This is a genomic window from Paenibacillus shenyangensis (genome assembly GCF_000346635.1).
GTDB lineage: Bacteria > Bacillota > Bacilli > Paenibacillales > Paenibacillaceae > Saccharibacillus > Saccharibacillus dauci.
This window is the reverse complement of sequence record NZ_AOIG01000021.1, coordinates 126,355-143,375: the sequence shown is the minus strand read 5'-3', so window position 1 is coordinate 143,375 and position 17,021 is coordinate 126,355. Positions and strand designations below refer to the sequence as shown.

The 17,021-nt window shown below is 46.3% G+C and carries 16 protein-coding genes; 5 read left to right on the top strand and 11 right to left on the bottom strand.

Annotated elements, in window-relative coordinates:
- Positions 1-66: 66 nt before the first annotated feature.
- From H065_RS0117235 to yyaC, 4 genes are all read right to left on the bottom strand, one after another.
- The gene (locus H065_RS0117235; protein ID WP_036630256.1) at positions 67-1,254 is read right to left on the bottom strand and encodes a class I SAM-dependent methyltransferase; all 1,188 of its coding nucleotides are present in this window, start codon (positions 1,252-1,254) and stop codon (positions 67-69) included.
- Between the two features lie 25 nt (positions 1,255-1,279).
- Positions 1,280-1,924, bottom strand: coding sequence for a DUF6483 family protein (locus tag H065_RS0117230; RefSeq protein WP_017814327.1), 645 nt, complete (start codon positions 1,922-1,924; stop codon positions 1,280-1,282).
- 36 nt (positions 1,925-1,960) lie between these two features.
- On the bottom strand, positions 1,961-2,743 hold the full coding sequence (locus H065_RS0117225; RefSeq protein WP_017814326.1) for an alpha/beta fold hydrolase: 783 nt from the start codon (positions 2,741-2,743) through the stop codon (positions 1,961-1,963).
- 125 nt (positions 2,744-2,868) lie between these two features.
- Complete coding sequence (yyaC, locus tag H065_RS0117220) at positions 2,869-3,411, bottom strand: spore protease YyaC (RefSeq protein WP_017814325.1); 543 nt, start codon at positions 3,409-3,411, stop codon at positions 2,869-2,871.
- 146 nt (positions 3,412-3,557) lie between these two features.
- Here yyaC and H065_RS0117215 point away from each other — a divergent pair, with 146 nt between their 5' ends.
- The 5 genes from H065_RS0117215 to H065_RS0117195 all read left to right on the top strand — a co-directional run bounded on the left by H065_RS0117215 (position 3,558) and on the right by H065_RS0117195 (position 6,415).
- The gene (locus tag H065_RS0117215) at positions 3,558-3,782 is read left to right on the top strand and encodes a DUF1128 domain-containing protein (protein ID WP_017814324.1); all 225 of its coding nucleotides are present in this window, start codon (positions 3,558-3,560) and stop codon (positions 3,780-3,782) included.
- Between the two features lie 273 nt (positions 3,783-4,055).
- Positions 4,056-4,706 (top strand): phosphatase PAP2 family protein, encoded by a 651-nt coding sequence (locus tag H065_RS26215; protein ID WP_017814323.1) that lies wholly within the window; start codon positions 4,056-4,058, stop codon positions 4,704-4,706.
- Between the two features lie 134 nt (positions 4,707-4,840).
- On the top strand, positions 4,841-5,098 hold the full coding sequence (locus H065_RS0117205) for a GlsB/YeaQ/YmgE family stress response membrane protein (protein ID WP_017814322.1): 258 nt from the start codon (positions 4,841-4,843) through the stop codon (positions 5,096-5,098).
- A 164-nt stretch (positions 5,099-5,262) separates the two neighbouring features.
- Positions 5,263-5,937, top strand: a complete 675-nt coding sequence (locus tag H065_RS28580; protein WP_017814321.1) for a YtxH domain-containing protein — start codon at positions 5,263-5,265, stop codon at positions 5,935-5,937.
- Positions 5,938-6,028: 91 nt separating this feature from the next.
- Positions 6,029-6,415: a DUF5665 domain-containing protein gene (locus H065_RS0117195; RefSeq protein WP_017814320.1), complete on the top strand. Its 387-nt coding sequence runs from the start codon at positions 6,029-6,031 to the stop codon at positions 6,413-6,415.
- An 882-nt stretch (positions 6,416-7,297) separates the two neighbouring features.
- Here H065_RS0117195 and H065_RS0117190 read toward each other — a convergent pair.
- From H065_RS0117190 to H065_RS0117160, 7 genes are all read right to left on the bottom strand, one after another.
- On the bottom strand, positions 7,298-8,074 hold the full coding sequence (locus tag H065_RS0117190) for a sigma-70 family RNA polymerase sigma factor (RefSeq protein WP_017814319.1): 777 nt from the start codon (positions 8,072-8,074) through the stop codon (positions 7,298-7,300).
- Positions 8,071-8,523, bottom strand: coding sequence for an anti-sigma B factor RsbW (rsbW, locus tag H065_RS0117185; protein ID WP_017814318.1), 453 nt, complete (start codon positions 8,521-8,523; stop codon positions 8,071-8,073). Before rsbW ends, H065_RS0117190 begins: the two co-directional genes overlap by 4 nt.
- 18 nt (positions 8,524-8,541) lie before the next feature.
- Positions 8,542-8,880 (bottom strand): STAS domain-containing protein, encoded by a 339-nt coding sequence (locus tag H065_RS0117180; RefSeq protein ID WP_017814317.1) that lies wholly within the window; start codon positions 8,878-8,880, stop codon positions 8,542-8,544.
- Positions 8,881-9,119: 239 nt separating this feature from the next.
- Positions 9,120-10,787, bottom strand: coding sequence for a hybrid sensor histidine kinase/response regulator (locus H065_RS26205; protein WP_017814316.1), 1,668 nt, complete (start codon positions 10,785-10,787; stop codon positions 9,120-9,122).
- Positions 10,788-10,805: 18 nt separating this feature from the next.
- Entirely contained in the window at positions 10,806-11,699 is an 894-nt protein-coding gene (locus H065_RS0117170) for a CheR family methyltransferase (RefSeq protein ID WP_017814315.1), read from the bottom strand.
- A gap of 254 nt (positions 11,700-11,953) precedes the next feature.
- Positions 11,954-15,658: a response regulator gene (locus tag H065_RS0117165; protein ID WP_017814314.1), complete on the bottom strand. Its 3,705-nt coding sequence runs from the start codon at positions 15,656-15,658 to the stop codon at positions 11,954-11,956.
- Entirely contained in the window at positions 15,658-16,824 is a 1,167-nt protein-coding gene (locus tag H065_RS0117160) for a PP2C family protein-serine/threonine phosphatase (protein ID WP_017814313.1), read from the bottom strand. The genes H065_RS0117165 and H065_RS0117160 overlap by 1 nt, the downstream gene beginning before the upstream one ends.
- Positions 16,825-17,021 lie beyond the last annotated feature (197 nt).

Sequence of the window (17,021 nt, the reverse complement as noted above, 5' to 3'; positions counted from 1 at the left end):
AATATTAAGCGGTATATATATGGTACACAATACAGTCTTATTGGTACGTAGCCGTCTGAATTGATTTTACAGGACAGCTTCGCTGGTAGTCTCCTGCGGAAGCAGGTCACGGCAGGCATTTTCCAGATACGGACGAGCTTGCAACATATTGCGGAATAGGCTGTATTCCTGCCACATCGTCGCTGTATCACCGGCAGAACCTTTGACCGCGCGGATCAGTATATTCTTGGGTGTATGCTCCATATCGATAAACTCGAGCAGCTGTGTACGGTAGCCCATCAGATCGAGTAGCTTGGCACGAATCGCGTCAGTAGCCAACGCGGAGAAACGTTCCTTGAGTATACCGTGGGACAAAAGAGGGCTCAGGGCATCATTCTCTACCTGGCTGAACAGCTCATGCTGACAGCATGGAACAGACAGGATAACCGAGGCGTCCCAGCGTACTGCCTTTTCCAAAGCAGCATCGGTTGCTGTATCACAAGCATGCAAAGTAACGACCATATCGACCTGATCCAGCTCGTTATAATCTGCAATGTCTCCGACCAGGAACTGAAGCTTGTCATAATTCAGCTTCTCGGCCAGCTGGCTGCAGTGCTGAATGACATCGGCTTTGAGATCCAGACCAACAATACGCAAAGGACGACGCTGCTGGATATTCAAATAATGATAAAGAGCAAAGGTGAGATAGGATTTACCGCAGCCAAAATCGACAATCGTCAGTTCACGATCTTCAGGCAGCGATGGCAGTATATCCTGTACCATCTCCAGGAAGCGATTGATCTGGCGGAACTTGTCATACTTTTTGGCAAACACTTTGCCATCGGCATTCATGATACCCAGCTCCACCAGAAAAGGAACAGGTTCGCCTTCATCCAGAATATAGCGCTTTTTGCGGTTATGATTCAGATCGGCTTCTGTTTTGGTCGCTGTCTTGGTCAAAATCGACACTTTGTATTTCTTGCTGATCAATACCTGATAATCCGCCTCTGTGGTGCACAGCAGACCCTGGCGCATCGACTGCTCGAATAGCTCCATTAACGGACGCTCCGCTTCGGCAGCAGGTACATTCTCATGAGTAACTTTATTATTATAATGATAAGCAAACTGATAATGCAGCTGCTTCTTGAGTTCAACCGGTTTGATAATAACTTTGTTAAAGGCATCGGCGTCCCGTTTGCGGCGCTGACTAAGCGTCGCCGAGATCAGTTCACCGCCTTCAATCAGCTGATGAATCAGTTTCTGGAGTGAATCCATGATGTACAATCACTTTCTTTCCTTTTCAATTTTGCAGCCGGGCATGCGCCGCTTCTATATCGGCCCGGGTGATGCCGCCTTCTTGCAGCTCTTCATCGCTTTTGCTTAGCATACGTTCGTAAAAGGCTGCGCCGGTCTGTTGTCCCTCAGTAGGGTCCAGCTCGGTCAGGCGACGAAGTGCATCTACCGCATTATCATAATAGCCTTCCTGCTCTTCATATTCCAGCATCAGTTTTTCTACTGCAGCCGGCAGCACGTACTCTTCCAGCTGATCGAGCAGTCCATCAATATGCTGTGGATAATCCAGCAGACTGCGATCTGCCCCATTCACCGCACTGTACAGGAACAGATGCAGCGATTTGATTCGGCGTACTACAGCATCTTCATCATGACCACCGGCTGCATAAATATCGGCTTCCACTTCGATCATGCGTGCCAATCCTTGCAGCTGATCCACTTCGACAGTTGGACCTACGCGGAACATATCTATGACTTCATCTGTAGGCATACGGTTTACCAGTTCACTGTTCAAACGGAAGTTTTTGCGCATGAGGTCATCAACTTCCCACAGTGCTTCCGTATATTTCTTTTCTTCCTTGAGTCCGAACGCTTTGGAAATCATGCTGGCCATATCCTCGATCATGCCCATGAGGTAATCTTTTCTGAACATTCCTATCCCGCCTTCAATATGATTCTATAGTAGATTTTATCGAATAAACTTGTTGATCACTGCGATCAGTTCCTGTGGTGCTTCCAGCATGCTCATGTGTCCGGCACCCGGTATCGTTACGGATGTAATCTTTTCTCCCTCAGCGGTAAATAGACGTTCTGCCGGTACAACATGATCATTCTCACCGGCAACCAATAGCACCGGCAGAATGGAAGAAGCGATAACCGAGCGACGATCTGGACGTTCGCGCATCGCCATGGCTGCACCGCAAGCTCCCTGTGGAGGCGTATGATATCCAATCTCCCTTGCTTTTTGTACAGCCTGTGGCAGCTCGGTTACCGAATCCGGTGCAAACAACCCTTCGATGAATCCGTCTACAAAAGCAGCTACGCCTTCACTGTTAATTTTGGAGACGGTCTGCAGACGTTTCTCCCGTGCTTCCGGCGAATCCTCATATCCGGTCGAATGAACCAGTCCCCATGCGTTCAAATAGTCTGCATACTGCTCAGCCAGCACAAGAGCCACATAACCACCCATCGAGTGACCGAGTACCGTGACCTTGTTCAGATTTAAATGATCCAGCAATCGGATAACATCTTCTGCCATTTGTTCAATCCGGTAGGCACCTTCCGGTGCCGGACTACGGCCATGTCCACGCAGATCGGGCACAATGCAGCGATACGTTCTGGACAATTCGGGAACAACTTCATCCCAGTAGGCAGAGCTGCCCATAAAACCGTGCAGCAATACAAGCGGCTCACCTGCACCGGTATCGGTAAAATAAAGAAGTTCGGATGGTTGCTGTATAGGTTGATTCATGAATGATTGCCTCCCTGTGCAGTTAGTTCGGAAATGTATAGAAATCATTTATCTATAGTAGGTATAACCTATTCGATATCGAATTCACTATGATCATTTTATTCAGACGAATGATGTATGCCTATTCAATCGGTAATACCTAGTCCACGAACCGCCGCTTCCACGACGTCCTCTGCCATTTTCATAACATGGCGCAATGAGGTTGTCTGTAGCGTCCAGTAGGGTTTGGGTCCATTCTCATTCACAATGGCTGCGATACTGTATGTGCCTACGCCCGGAAATTTGCCTCCTACTGACAACGCAGGGAATAGCGGCTCTTCTCCAATGCTATACAGTCCTACCGAGCGCTGCTGACCGAGGCAGGCATCTATCGCAATAATCGTCAGATCACCCGATATACGCGGAATACGCTCATGCAGATTATGCGCATCGCAGGGATACTCCATTGTGCCTGTAATATTGGGAATGCTGCGTGCTTCCAGACCACTGCCGATCAGCGGTCCCAGTGCATCTCCCGTTGAACGGTCTGTACCGATACACACAAAGGCAAGCTCCTCCAGCGCATGACGGCTGTGAATCATCCGGAAAAACTGGGTCAACCCATCCCGGTTCACATTGCGCCGGTTCTGCTGGTCATAGGGAAGCAAACTTGACTGACGATTAATCATATAATAGTAGATTCCCTCCTCAACTGTGCGTATCTATAGTAATTTTAACCGATGCGCCCTATTACCGCAAAATATTGGTTCCCCGCCGCTATCCATGGTACAATACAACAAAATCAGCTTTTGTTACAGAAAGGGAGAACGTACCGATGGATTTGTCCCAACCTACAACGGAAAATCTGGAAGTCATGATTGAAGCGATCAAAACCAAGCTTCGGATGGCCAGTGGTGCAGCGATGCAGGCATCTGCTTTTTCGCTGGATCAGTATGAAGATATCCATGAAGTCTATGATATTGTGATGAACAAACCCAACTTGAGCATCAGTGAAGTTGAAGCACTTGTGTCCGAACTGGGACGTCTGCGCAGCAAATAACTTTTCACTTTTCCAGGTATCAAAGCCTGCTTTCCTTTTTGAGGAAGCAGGCTTTTTTATGTGGATTTTGTTACTATGCTTCTTTTGATTCGTAGACATTTAGCATATTGTTCACGAATGTTTGCTGTTAACAGGGTTCAGTCGTGAATACAGGGTTAAATTTAACATAACGATAACAAATGAAAGAAGGCGATCCCTATCTCATCTCCAGCTTTTCCTGAACGTTCAGGACGCAAGTTCTCCAATCTTCCTTTATGGCTCATAATTACCCTCGTGCTGATTGCAGGAGCAGCGGTTTCTTTTATCCTCCTTAATCTGGTTACCTGGCTGATTCAGAATGCATTCGGCGGTCAGGTTCATATATGGGAAAATGAATTCCAGCGCGAGGTGCGCACTTATCATGAAGAACCACTCCGAAGTACAATGCTGTTTTTCACATATCTGGGCGGATTTTATTCGACAGTCTGTGTATCACTTGGTTTTGCGCTACTATTGGCAGTATGGCGCGAATACCGTGAAGCACTAATGCTGCTTGTGACATCACTGGGTGCATGGCTGCTGAATACGATTCTGAAAGCCCACTTTATGCGTCCACGTCCTGAACTGGAATTCTGGACTCACGCTTCAGGCTACAGCTTTCCCAGCGGTCATGCGACAATCGCTGCAGCTATGTACGGGATGCTGTTCTTTATCTGGGCCCGCTATCGCAGGCAGAAAAACCAGTCCATGGTACCAGCCATCCTGTGTGGTATTGTACTCATCGCCTTGATCGGCATTACACGTGTATACCTCGGCGTTCACTATCCAACCGATATTATTGCCGGTTTTGCCAGCGGATTTCTGTGGCTGGTTACATGTGCATATGCCTTGTCTGTATGGCAAAAAAGAAAGCCCCAGCAACCTTTTGACGATGCAAAGGGGTAAGCAACCAATGTTTCATGCGTATGCCCCATGTTTATATACGAAGTAAGACAAACAAGCGAGATAGCCCACTTCAACGGTTACGTGCCTTCAGCTGAAATGGACTAGCGTAGCGTAAAGTAAAGGAGGCGATCTGCATGTGGGGAATCATTATCAGTATTGTGCTCGCCGTTATTATTGGCCTGATCGGTAATGCGCTCGCAGGCAAAGCAATGCCTGGTGGTATCATTGGAGCCGCTATTGCCGGATTTGTAGGAGCATGGCTGGGCGCCCTGTTGTTTGGTGACTTTGGCCCGAATATCGGTGATTTTGCGATTATCCCGGCTATTCTGGGAACTGCGATTTTCGTTTTTCTGCTTGGACTGTTATCCCGACTGCTCCACAGAGCATCTTGATCTCAGACAGGCATGATATAAGCCATACTTATGGTAAGCTGCAACATAATACTTAATACTCCCAGAGAAGCTTCACTTGATATGATATGGCTGGCTCTTCGGCTCTAGTCGCAGAACCTTACGCTATTACACGCAACCTACACTAATTGAAGGAGTGATTTTTTATGAACGAAGCAGAAAAAGAATATCCAATGCAAAGCGGTTCCACATTTTTGAAAGGTGTATTTATCGGTGGCCTGATCGGCGCTGCTGCCGCACTGCTCTTCTCGCCAAAACCGGGACGTGAGCTGCGTAGCGATCTGTCCGACAAACTGGCTGTAGCCGGTGAGAAAACTAAAAATGTATACGGTACTGTATCCGACCAGACGATGCAAGCAGCTGGCCTGATCAGCGACAAAACCGTAGAACTGGCAAGTGTGGTAGGCGACAAAGCTACAACCATTGCTCAGACTGTAGCTACCAAAGCTACTGACCTGACTGGTAAAGCCAAATCTTCGATCGGTGTAGGCGAATCTGCTGATCAAGAAAAAGCAGAAGCCAAAGAAAACATCGTAAAACATGTAGCTGAAGCTTCCAAAAACATCGCTGAAGATGTAAAAGGTGCAAAAGAAGATGTAGCCAAAGAAGTAACCAAAGCTGCTGAAGATGTGAAAAAAGATTCCAAGCCGCTGACTTCGTCCGGTTCCGGTTCTTCCACATCTACAGGTTCCAGCACAGGTGCTTCGACGACAACTGGATCTGCAACAGCGGGCTCTACAACATCTACCACACCAGGTTCCACTACAACGGGTTCCAACCCGTCAACAAACAATAACTTTAACTCCAACAACAAACGCTAATATAACCTGGATTGACCAAAATAGCCGGCTCATTGCAGTCGGCTATTTTTATGCCCGATGTGGCGAATTCATATGAAAGCGAGGGAATCTCATGGCTGACAAAGACAAAGAGTTATCACCTACATCCCCTGAAGTGGTACCTCCGCCAGATAATGTGCGCGAGCATCCATTCGAATTGCGTCATGAAGTGAAGCGTCTGAATGAACGCCTCGATCAGCTGACCAAAGCGCTGGACAAAGCGGAAATCAGAGATATCATCGAGAATTACAGCAGTGTACGCCGCCGCCTGATTACCAACTTTATTGCTGGTACTGCTCGTGGTCTTGGCTTATCACTAGGTACTATCGTCATCCTGGCGTTGCTTGCCTTTATCCTGAGCCAGATGGTTTCCCTGCCGCTGATCGGTGACTATATCAGTCAGATTCTCGATTATGTCAAAGCTTCCCAAGGTGCAGATACAAGTGGAGGCAAAGGTTAACAGAAGTAAATTCGCATCGCTTCCTTTATCAAAATCCTTGTGCATAGATAAAAGATACAGCAATGTTATCCTTTATCCGCGCACAGGGATTTTTTATTACCAGGTGGAGTTGTCTTTTCTACCTGAGTTTGGGGTTGAAAATGTACGTGTAAATCAGGATGGTGCAGCAGGAATAGGCTGTAGGTGGCAAAATATCGATCGGTGTTGGCTGCCTGCTATGTTAGTATACTGATGATGCATCAACCACTGCGGAAAGGGATCATTCCGTCGTCCTCTGGTTAAGAATGGATATTTTGAATCACCGATTGTATCGGTAAATATCCATTCTTAAATCTCGTCCTTTGGAAAGATTCCCTTCCCTCCGCTCTGCTGTTTGCGCAGATTTCTTTTAAAAGCATGCTTAGTGCTATTACGCTATAGTTTAAAAATGATAGATGAAATAACAAATCCTTTATTCCTTTGGGATTTTTGAGCTTAGCATTGTGTATTTTAGATTTCTTAGAGAAACAAGAATGTATTCCAAGCTCTAAGCGAAGGAATTGGAATTAGACTCCAGCAGCGAAGCGGCCCTATTTAAGATTGGATATCCTCCGCTGCAAGCGGATATTCAGGATATCTGATCTTAACGAGGGGCAGGAGACTAATCCAATTTCGGAGCGGACAAACTTACATTCACTTCAGTTCCATTTATAATCCTCTTTAAAATCAAACCTCTAGCATCCCATTAGAACAGAGAGCGCACTTACACTTACACTCCAAATTCTGCATCATATGAAACACAGCAGGAATTAAAAAAGGTATGCTTCAACCTCCATTTGGAGAATCAAAGCATACCTCAGTCAATTGCCATAACCGACAATTTAATCTTGTACATGTGCAACATTAACCCGATGATGAAGCGTTAGACATAATTTGTTTAAGCTTCTCCGTAGCGCGCTTCTGGATACGCGATACACTCATCTGGGATACACCCAGCTTTTGTGCAATCGCACGTTGGGATTGACCTTCCTGGAAGGCAAGCAGCAGTACTTTTTGTTCCTGCTCCTTCAGCTGGCTAAGTGCCTGCTGCAGATCCATCCGCTTCTCTACTGCATCGTAATCATTCACATCTGCACTGATAAGTTCGCCCAGTGTAGCTGCGCTTTCTTCCTGGGACAATGGCGAATCCAAAGATACGTAGTGATAGCATTCGCGTCCTGCCAGGACTTCAATGGTTTCCTCTTCCGAAAGTTCCAGAAAACCGGCAATTTCCCGCACACTAGGGGAACGTTCCAGCTTGACCGTCAATTCGTCGATCGCCTGCTGAACCAGGGCTCCCTTTTCTTTGATTCGGCGCGGAACCTGTATGTACCACGATTTATCGCGCAAAAAGTTTTTCATATGCCCGATCATACTCTTCATGGCATATGGTTCAAAGGGAATCCCCAAAGAAATATCATACTGTTGCAAAAGACGAATCAATGCCATTTGACCGACCTGGTACAAATCTTCGTACAAGTCCGGGCGGTTACGGGCAATTTTACCCGCAGCCATCTTAACCATAGGCTCGTACTTTTTGATCAGCACGGTCGCAATGTCATTGTCTTTTGTTTGTTGATACTCCCAGATCAGGCCGATCGCCTCGTCCATCGATTCGGGGGGAGTCACTCTTTCACTCATACTCTTTCCTCGCTTAGAGCAAGGCTTTTGGACATGACGACACGAGTACCCTGGCCAGCTACATTTTCAATGCTGACATCATCCATCAATGCCTGCATCAGATAGAAGCCAAGTCCGCCAATCTGAACATCATTCAGATCTTTGTCATGCAGTGTGCTTTCTTCTCCGCCACCTTTTACTGTTTCGAAGCTCTCCCCTTCGTCTTCGACAGTAATGGATAACGTTTCTTCACCGATTTCGAAAGTCACATCAATATGTCCATCATTTTGCCCATAGGCATACAGCACGGAATTGTTACATGCTTCGGATACGGCTACTTTCATATCTTCAATATCTTCATATGAAAATCCCATTTTGGAAGCAATTCCGTACAGATTCAATCGTACTACATCTACAAACTCTGCGGTTGCAGGTAAATTAAGTATTACTTTTTGAGTATCAGCTTTCATGCTATGTTCGATCCTTTCCTAGTGGGAGTTCTCCTGAGGGGCAAAAAACTTGGCAATTCCGGTCATTTCAAACAGTTTCTGAATTTGTGGAGGAACCTCTTCAACAGTAAAGCTGGCATTCATACCGTGCCGTGCTTTGAGGATAGAGAGCAGTATACCGATACCTGTGCTATCAATATATTTCAGGTCTTTCATATTTACGATCAGATCCTGGCCAGCGTCGCCTACAAGCGGCTCCATAACCAGACGAAAATCAGGCGCTACCGATAAATCCATTTCCCCGCTTAAAAAGACAGTGCATGCGCCTTCTTCGAGTTGGGTTACTGCATTAAATTTTTCGTTTTTGTTAGTAGTCATAGACATTCTCCCGTGAACAATGGTTTCTTTACTAATAACCCAATCTGTTATCTTATGAAACATATCCTAAATAACCGATTAGAGAACTGATTTTGATTATATCCTGTTTTTTATAGTATATACAATTTTTAGTTGTTATAACAACTTTAGTAGGGGCAGCGCAAATCTAGCCTTTTCCGCCAGTGGCAGCAAGACCTTATTGCGCATTATATGTTAATTCGGTTATCACATACGAATGATCAATATACCGTTTTTTTGGCTTCATACCGTGATAATTCCAATGCATAACGTTCCATCATTGCTTTTACGCTACTCATTTTGACCGGTTTGCTTATATAATCATCCATGCCTGCTGCAAAGCATCGTCCTTTGATACCTTCCATCACATCAGCAGTCATTGCAATAATGACCGAACGTTCTCCATTCCCCAGCTCGCGTATAATCCGCGTAGCTTCCAGTCCGTCAATATTAGGCATCTGTACATCCATAAAGATATAATCATACGTCTGGGCAGAAGCCATCCGGATCGCTTCATCTCCGTCATCTGCAGTATCCGGCTCGTAACCGAGTCTATTGAGCATACTAACCATCAGCTTCTGATTGATCGGATGGTCGTCTACAATCAGAATGCGGGGAATGGAGCCGCTCTTTTGAAGCAGACTTACCGGCCTTTCCTCCACCACATCTACTTCTGTCTCTTCAACCGTGTATTCACCCACACGGATGCTAAAGGCAAATACTGCTCCATCGCCAGGTTCCATCTCTTTGCATTCCAGACGGATATCTCCGCCCATCATCTGTACCAGGTTTTTGCAAATCGCCAGACCCAGTCCGGTTCCGCCATACTTTCTTGTCATGGATGAATCCAATTGAGAAAATGGCTGGAACAGCTGCTCCCGCTTCTCCAGAGCAATCCCGATACCTGTATCCTTGACTTTGAACTCTAGTTCCAGACGATTATCCTGCTGGCCTACCGCTTCTACTTCCAGATAGACACCGCCCTGCTCAGTAAATTTGATAGCATTTGCCGTCAAATTAATGAGTACCTGACGCAAGCGCGCCATATCTCCGAACAGATAGCTCGGTACGTTGTCTCCAATTCGGTAAAGCAGCTCCAGACCCTTTTTGCCAGCCTCAACCGAAAATAGTCCAAACACTTCGGAAATACAATTTTCGAGCGAAAATGGATGTTCTTCCAGTTCCATTTTGCCTGACTCCATTTTGGTAAAGTCCAGAATATCGTTAATGACCATGACGAGTGTATCTGCACTACTGCGGATAATCTCGGCATAGTCCTTTTGTTCAGGTTGAAGATCGGTCTCCATCAACAGATCGATCATACCGATTACTCCGTTCATCGGAGTACGGATCTCGTGGCTCATCATTGCCAGGAATTCGGTTTTCGCTTTGGCTGCAATCTCGGCAGCTTCTTTGGCACGAACCAGTTCCTGATTCATTTTTTCAAGTTCCAGCGTTTTTTGCTGCAGCAGCATGGACTGGGTTTTGTGACGCTTGTTGGTCAGATACATATTTACAAATCCTTCAATCTTGGATTTCAGGATTTGCGGAATAAATGGTTTTACCATGTAATCAATAGCGCCGGCAGAATATCCGGCAAACAGATGCTCGGCTTCCTTGCTATTGGCAGACACAAAAATAATCGGAATTTCTTTGGTTTTCTCACGGGCTTTGATCAGTTTGGCCGTCTCAATGCCATCCATTCCCGGCATCTGAACATCCAGAATAATAACAGCAAATTCATCCTTGAGCAGACAGCGCAGCGCTTCTTCCCCTGAAGTCGCTTTGACGAGATTATAACGTTCACTCTCGAGAACGGCTTCCAGGGCAAGCAAGTTTTCAGGTCGATCATCTACCAGCAAGATATGAATCGGTTCATGAAACCTCATGGTATCCCCCTACATTCTCTAGTTAATTTTCCGGTATACCTTTTCCAGTCGATCCAGTGGTTCATACGAATCACTGTAGCCGGTGAACTGCATCGACTCTTTGGAGCCCAGCACCAGAATACCGAAGCGGCTAAGACTTTCATGAAACAATCCATGAACACGTTCACGGAGTTTATCGTCAAAATAAATCATTACATTTCGGCACAAAATTACATTAAACTCGTTGAACGAGCGGTCAGTAGCCAGATTATGCTCCGCAAAAATAATATGCTTGCGAAGAAACGGCTGGAAAATAACGGATTGGTACTTAGCTGTATAATATTCGGAAAAAGAGCGAGTACCGCCAGCTTCCAGATAATTCTTGGTGTATAGCTGCATCCGATCAATACCGAAGACGCCTTCGCGAGCCTGCTGTAGTGAACGGTTATTCATGTCGGTCGCATAGATCCGTGCTTTGTCCAGCAGACCTTCTTCGTGCAGCAAGATTGCCATCGAGTATACTTCTTCTCCCGTGGAGCAGCCCGCATGCCATATCCGAATATACGGATAGGTCCGCAGCAGGGGAATGACTTTTTCCCGGAACATACGGAACAGGTGCGGATCCCGGAACATCTCTGTCACCGGAATCGACAGGTTCTGTACAAATCGTTCAAAACAGGAACGATCATGCAGTATTCTCTCCTGAAGAGCCGAGACAGATTTGAGATTCTCCGCATGGACATGATGCCATATTCTGCGGGTCAATGAAGCACGCGCATAATTACGGAAGTCATATCCGTACAAACGATGTACCCCTTCCAGCAGCAGATCGATTTCAATATTCTCGCGCTCTGCGAGATTAGTGATAATCTGACCTTCCCCTTGGGGCGAGTTTGAGTTGTTCTGTATTTGTTCATGATCCGTCGGTGTCATCTTTTCAGCCCCGATTCCTTGTAAACTGTACGTGATTCGTATTCGGTATAAAGCCGGTTCACTGTATTGTGCAACCGGCTTCTCAACATTTGTACATGTTCGTCAAAATTATATGGTCGTTCGTTGTTCTTTGGCTTGAGATCAGGATGGATCCGCGTAAAATCGGAACCATTTCTATCCGAATTGGTCGTATCTGAACACACAGATAAATCGCCAACGTTTAACATTATAAATCATTTACCCACTTTTGTGCTCTACGAATACAACCAAACACGCATTAATGATAAAAGTTGGTCCGTTTGTATTGGTTTTTTGACATAATCTGAGGCTCCCGCTTCAATACATTTGGAACGATCGTCCTTCATTGCCTTGGCAGTCAGCGCAATAATCGGTAATTTGTCATACCCTGGCATCTGACGAATAATCCGCATCGCTTCGTATCCATCCATTTCCGGCATCATCATATCCATGAGAATCAGATCAAAATCCTGCTGTGCCAGAATATCGATTGCTTCGCGTCCATTCTCGGCGAACGTCACTTCCATCCGGTATCCTTCCAGTACACTGGACAGGGCAAATACGTTTCGTACATCATCATCTACCAACAGGATTCGCTTGCCTTCGAACAGAGTCTCCTTGTTATGCAGCTTCTGCAAGATACGACGCTTGTCTTCCGGCAGATCCGCTTCTACCCGATGCAGGAAAAGGGTCGTCTCGTCCAGCAAACGTTCCGGCGATTTGACATCTTTGACGATAATAGACTCCGCATACTTGCGCAGCTGGGTCTCTTCCTTGGTATCCAGATCCTTGCCGGTGTAAATAATGATCGGCAAATCGCTCAGACGATGATTATCACGAATACGATCCAGCAGTTCAAAGCCAGTCATATCGGTCAGCATCAGATCCAGTACCATACAATCATAACGCTTGCCGTCCAGTTCTTCCAGCGCAGCCTTGCCTGTCGATACTGCAGTGATGGAGACATCATCATGACCAATCAGTTCAATAATAGACTGACGCTGAATCGCATCATCCTCTACGATCAGCAGCTGCTTGAGTCCCTGCTCGGTATAGGATTCCAGATGGGAAAATGCTTTTTCCAGCGCTTCCTTACTGGATGGTTTTTTGAGATAGGCAATCGCCCCCATCATGAGTCCCTGCTTGACATCATCCATGACAGAGATGACATGTACCGGAATATGACGGGTGTGGGCATTGCTTTTCAGTTCACTGAGGATTGCCCATCCATCGATCACCGGCAGTTGGATATCCAGTATGATTGCATCTGGTTTGTAAGTCTTGGCCATATGCAGACCAGTGTCGCCCTGCATACCTACGAGTGCTTTGAATCCACGATCTCTGGCCATATCCATCAGGATTTTGGCAAAGTTCGGATCATCCTCGATGATCAGCAGTACTTTGTCTTCCTTGCTGATCTGGTCACGGTCATCAGCCAGCGGCTGCGGAATAACGGCAGATTCCGTCTCGGCAGCCTGTTTGCGATTATTCATACGCATGGAGGACTGCTGCAGTACCTGATCGGTAAAATCAGCCGACATGTAGCCGGAATTGATGCGGTCTGCAGTACTATCTGTCTTGCTTTCTGTCTTGTCAGCCGATGATGGAACCAGCTTCGGCAGATAGAGGGTAAAGGTACTGCCTTTGCCTTCTTCCGAAGTGACGGTAATTCCACCGCCCAATAGACGAGACAGCTCGCGGCTGATAGACAATCCCAATCCAGTTCCGCCATATTTACGACTTGTCGTACCATCCACCTGCTGGAACGCTTCAAAAATCAGATCCAGTTTATCCTGCGGAATACCGATACCACTGTCGATCACTTTGACTGCGATATACGCTTCTTCTCTGTTCAGGTAGGATGGCAGTTCTCCCGGCTCTGCCTGATCGATATTCATTTCGATATATCCTTTTTCCGTAAACTTGAATGCATTGGACAGCATATTGCGTAGAACCTGCTTAACCCGGTGCTCGTCGGTTACAATGGCTTCCGGCACCTGATCGCCGATCGTAATATGCAGATCAATTCCTTTTTTCGCCGCTACAGGAGCAAAGTTCATATTTACAAAGGACTCCAGATTGGTCACCGGTATAGCTTCACAGTTAATTTCCATTTTGCCGGCGTCGACCTTGGAGAGATCCAGAATCTCATCAATCATCTTGAGCAGATCCGCGCCAGACATATAGATGGTACTTGCGTACTCCATCTGCTTGTCGGTCAGATTGCCGTCCTTGTTCTCGGTCAGCAGCTGGGAAAGAATCAGCAGACTGTTCAGTGGTGTACGAAGTTCATGGGACATATTCGCCAGGAATTCCGATTTGTACTTACTCGTTACAGCGAGCTGCATCGCCTGTTGTTCCAGCTGATGCTTGCTCTGTTCAATCTCTTCATTCTGCTCTTCCACATGCTGGATCTGTTCCTGCAGTTCGCGGGTCTTGGCGATCAATTCATTATTAAAATGCTCCAGTTCTTCCTGCTGGCGCTGCAGCATATCTTCGGAACGCTTGAGTTCCTCGGTCTGTTCTTCCAGACGTTCATTGGAGCGGCGCAGTTCTTCCTGCTGCATTTGCAGCTCTTCGGACTGGCTTTGTAGTTCTTCTGTCAGTGCCTGAGATTCACGCAGCAGTTCCTCTACATGCAGACGACGATTGATGTTATTGATAATTATGCCAAGATCCTGGGTAAGTAAGTGAAGCAGCTGTCTCTGCAGTGATGTAAATGCACGCAGTGAAGCCAGCTCGATAACGCCCAGCAGCTCGTCGTTAAACAGTACTGGATAAATCAGCACACTCTGTGGCTTGCTCGCACCCAGTCCGGAATTGACCGGAATGTACCCTTCCGGTACCTGATCCAGCACGATCGGCTTCTGATCGGCAGCACACTGTCCGGTCAGTCCTTCACCAATACGAATCTCTTTTTTGGAACATAATTCGCCATCGGCAGCATACGCTGCTTTGAGCATAATTTTGTCGCTGGATTCATTCGTTCGCAAATATAGAGCTCCAAAATGGGCTCCAAGTGTCGGAGAAAATTCATTGATAAAAGTCTGTGCACTCTGCTCCAGCGTGTTAACGCCTCGCAGCAGCTCGGTAATGCGTGATGTATTGGAATCCAGCCAGGACTGGTCTTCCTGTGCCTGACGATATTGATCTTCCATATGACGCTTTTCCTGCAAATCTTCGGCCATCTGCTGGAACACTCTGGCTACGTCGCCGATCTCGTCCTTGGATTTGATCTTAATACGACGGATAACGCCAAAACGTTCTTCCGAGAATCCCTTGATCATCAGGGATACGGTTCCAAGACCTTTGCTGATACTTGGTACAATCCAAAGCATGACCAGCAAGCTCAGTACAACGCCGGCAAGCATCACATAGGTGGTAATCCGAATCGAATTCTGATAAGCAAGATTGGCCTGCGCAATCTCCGTATCAATCGCATTATCCTGATATTCCGCGAGGTCGGATATGCTCTGATTCAGATTTGTCTGCGCATCCAGCCCTACCTGGGTTCGGTAATTATTCGCAGCGGCAATCTGGTCTCCTGCTACTAGCGAAGTCAGCTGGCGCGAGTAATCAATAAAGGTCTGCCAGTTAACCGCCACCGTTTCAATCTGTTTCTTTTCTTCTGGTGTATTAGAAGATTCACTCAGCAGTTTGAGGCTGTTCTGACTGCTCGTAATCATCTGTTCAATTGTGACACGGCTCTGCTCTACCGGCTGCGTCGAAGCGCTGAGCAGCATATTGGCTGCTTCACGGGCAATCACATTCATTTGAGAGCGGATATCGGTTGAATACCGTACTTTGAGATAGCGCTCCTGGTATACCTTATCAAGCTGCTCATTCATATAGTTCATCCGGTCATACGTAATAAAGCCCAGCGTCATCAATAATAAAATGATGACACTGAACCCCAAGACCAGCTTCGTTCTTAGCTTCATTAATTGTCCGCTCCTTCATTGAGTGAAATCCACACCAGACACTTATCATCATCCCGGTCTGCAGGTGCACTTGCTTCAAAAAATACGGTTTCGATTTTTTGTTTATCCAGTTGATGATTGGATTTCAGCTGATCAATCAGGAAATCAAGCTGCACATCCTGATCGCCTTCCACTGCTTCAAGCAGACCATCTGTATACAGTACCAGATGTCCGTCTCCTTCATAAAGGAAACTGCGTGGCTCTGCTTCAATTCGGTCAAACAAGCCAACAGGGAACGTACTCGTACTGAGCTTGGTTACTTCTCCGTTATCATCAAAGAAAAGACCTGGAGGATGTCCGGCATTAACATAATCGATCCGTTTGTACTTGGTATCTACCACCAGATAAATCGCCGTAAAGTAGTATTGTACCAGCTGATTCTCAATATGAAGCTGATTAAAACGACGGTTCAGCTCCTGGATGACTTTCTCCGGTTCTACATAGGTAGTAACTGTATCCTTAAGCACGGATGCGATAAACATGCAGAACAAGGATGAAGAAATACCATGCCCCATCATATCCAGCAAAATGACGCCATAACGTCCTTCTCCAAGAGGATACCAGGCATACAAATCACCTGCCAGCTCAAAAGAAGGCTTGTACAGGGCTTCAATCTGGAAAGAAGGATCATGAATCGGCGTACTTAGCACCGCATGCTGTACCAGACTGGCTAATTTAAGCTCATCCTGGATATGCTGGTCTCTTTCTTTATGCCAGTCTTTCTCATGTTTGAGTCGCAGGGCCAGACGCATACGAGCCAGCAATTCCACTTTGTTGATCGGCTTGGTCACATAATCCATTGCTCCGGCATCTAGTGCTTCCGCCAGTTTTTTGGAATCTCCTACTGCTGTGACCATAATAATCGGAATATCTTTCAGCAGCTCATGTTGCTGAATAATCCGGCAGGCTTCAATACCATCCATTTCGGGCATCATCATATCCAGCAAAATCAGGTCAAACGAATTGGCTTTGGCACGTGCTACTGCATCAGGTTCACCCAGACCAAGATGTTCGAACATTTCCCGGGCCGATGCGGAAGTGACGATATTGGTATATTGTTCTCTTTTCAGAATCTCACGGATAATTATTACATTGGTCGGATTATCATCAACGATTAATATATTCATAACTTCTCCTCATTCCCTTATTTCATGAAGCGGATTCATATACCTTGTTTTCATTATAAGCCAACTGTGATTGTTATCCAAAAAGGGGCTGTATCAAAAACTCGTCAAAAAACCTCCAACTCCACCATGGAAGTGGAATTGAAGGCATTTTCCTTACAAATCTAGGCCCTAGCGGGGACAACGGTTATATGATTTTG

Excerpts from the sequence above, each read along its gene's own strand:
- H065_RS0117235 (WP_036630256.1), bottom strand. The coding sequence starts at position 1,254 with ATGGATTCACTCCAGAAACTGATTCATCAGCTGATTGAAGGCGGTGAA.
- H065_RS0117230 (WP_017814327.1), bottom strand. The coding sequence starts at position 1,924 with ATGTTCAGAAAAGATTACCTCATGGGCATGATCGAGGATATGGCCAGC.
- H065_RS0117225 (WP_017814326.1), bottom strand. The coding sequence starts at position 2,743 with ATGAATCAACCTATACAGCAACCATCCGAACTTCTTTATTTTACCGAT.
- yyaC (WP_017814325.1), bottom strand. The coding sequence starts at position 3,411 with ATGATTAATCGTCAGTCAAGTTTGCTTCCCTATGACCAGCAGAACCGG.
- H065_RS0117215 (WP_017814324.1), top strand. The coding sequence starts at position 3,558 with ATGGATTTGTCCCAACCTACAACGGAAAATCTGGAAGTCATGATTGAA.
- H065_RS0117205 (WP_017814322.1), top strand. The coding sequence starts at position 4,841 with ATGTGGGGAATCATTATCAGTATTGTGCTCGCCGTTATTATTGGCCTG.
- H065_RS28580 (WP_017814321.1), top strand. The coding sequence starts at position 5,263 with ATGAACGAAGCAGAAAAAGAATATCCAATGCAAAGCGGTTCCACATTT.
- H065_RS0117195 (WP_017814320.1), top strand. The coding sequence starts at position 6,029 with ATGGCTGACAAAGACAAAGAGTTATCACCTACATCCCCTGAAGTGGTA.
- H065_RS0117190 (WP_017814319.1), bottom strand. The coding sequence starts at position 8,074 with ATGAGTGAAAGAGTGACTCCCCCCGAATCGATGGACGAGGCGATCGGC.
- rsbW (WP_017814318.1), bottom strand. The coding sequence starts at position 8,523 with ATGAAAGCTGATACTCAAAAAGTAATACTTAATTTACCTGCAACCGCA.
- H065_RS0117180 (WP_017814317.1), bottom strand. The coding sequence starts at position 8,880 with ATGACTACTAACAAAAACGAAAAATTTAATGCAGTAACCCAACTCGAA.
- H065_RS26205 (WP_017814316.1), bottom strand. The coding sequence starts at position 10,787 with ATGAGGTTTCATGAACCGATTCATATCTTGCTGGTAGATGATCGACCT.
- H065_RS0117170 (WP_017814315.1), bottom strand. The coding sequence starts at position 11,699 with ATGACACCGACGGATCATGAACAAATACAGAACAACTCAAACTCGCCC.
- H065_RS0117165 (WP_017814314.1), bottom strand. The coding sequence starts at position 15,658 with ATGAAGCTAAGAACGAAGCTGGTCTTGGGGTTCAGTGTCATCATTTTA.
- H065_RS0117160 (WP_017814313.1), bottom strand. The coding sequence starts at position 16,824 with ATGAATATATTAATCGTTGATGATAATCCGACCAATGTAATAATTATC.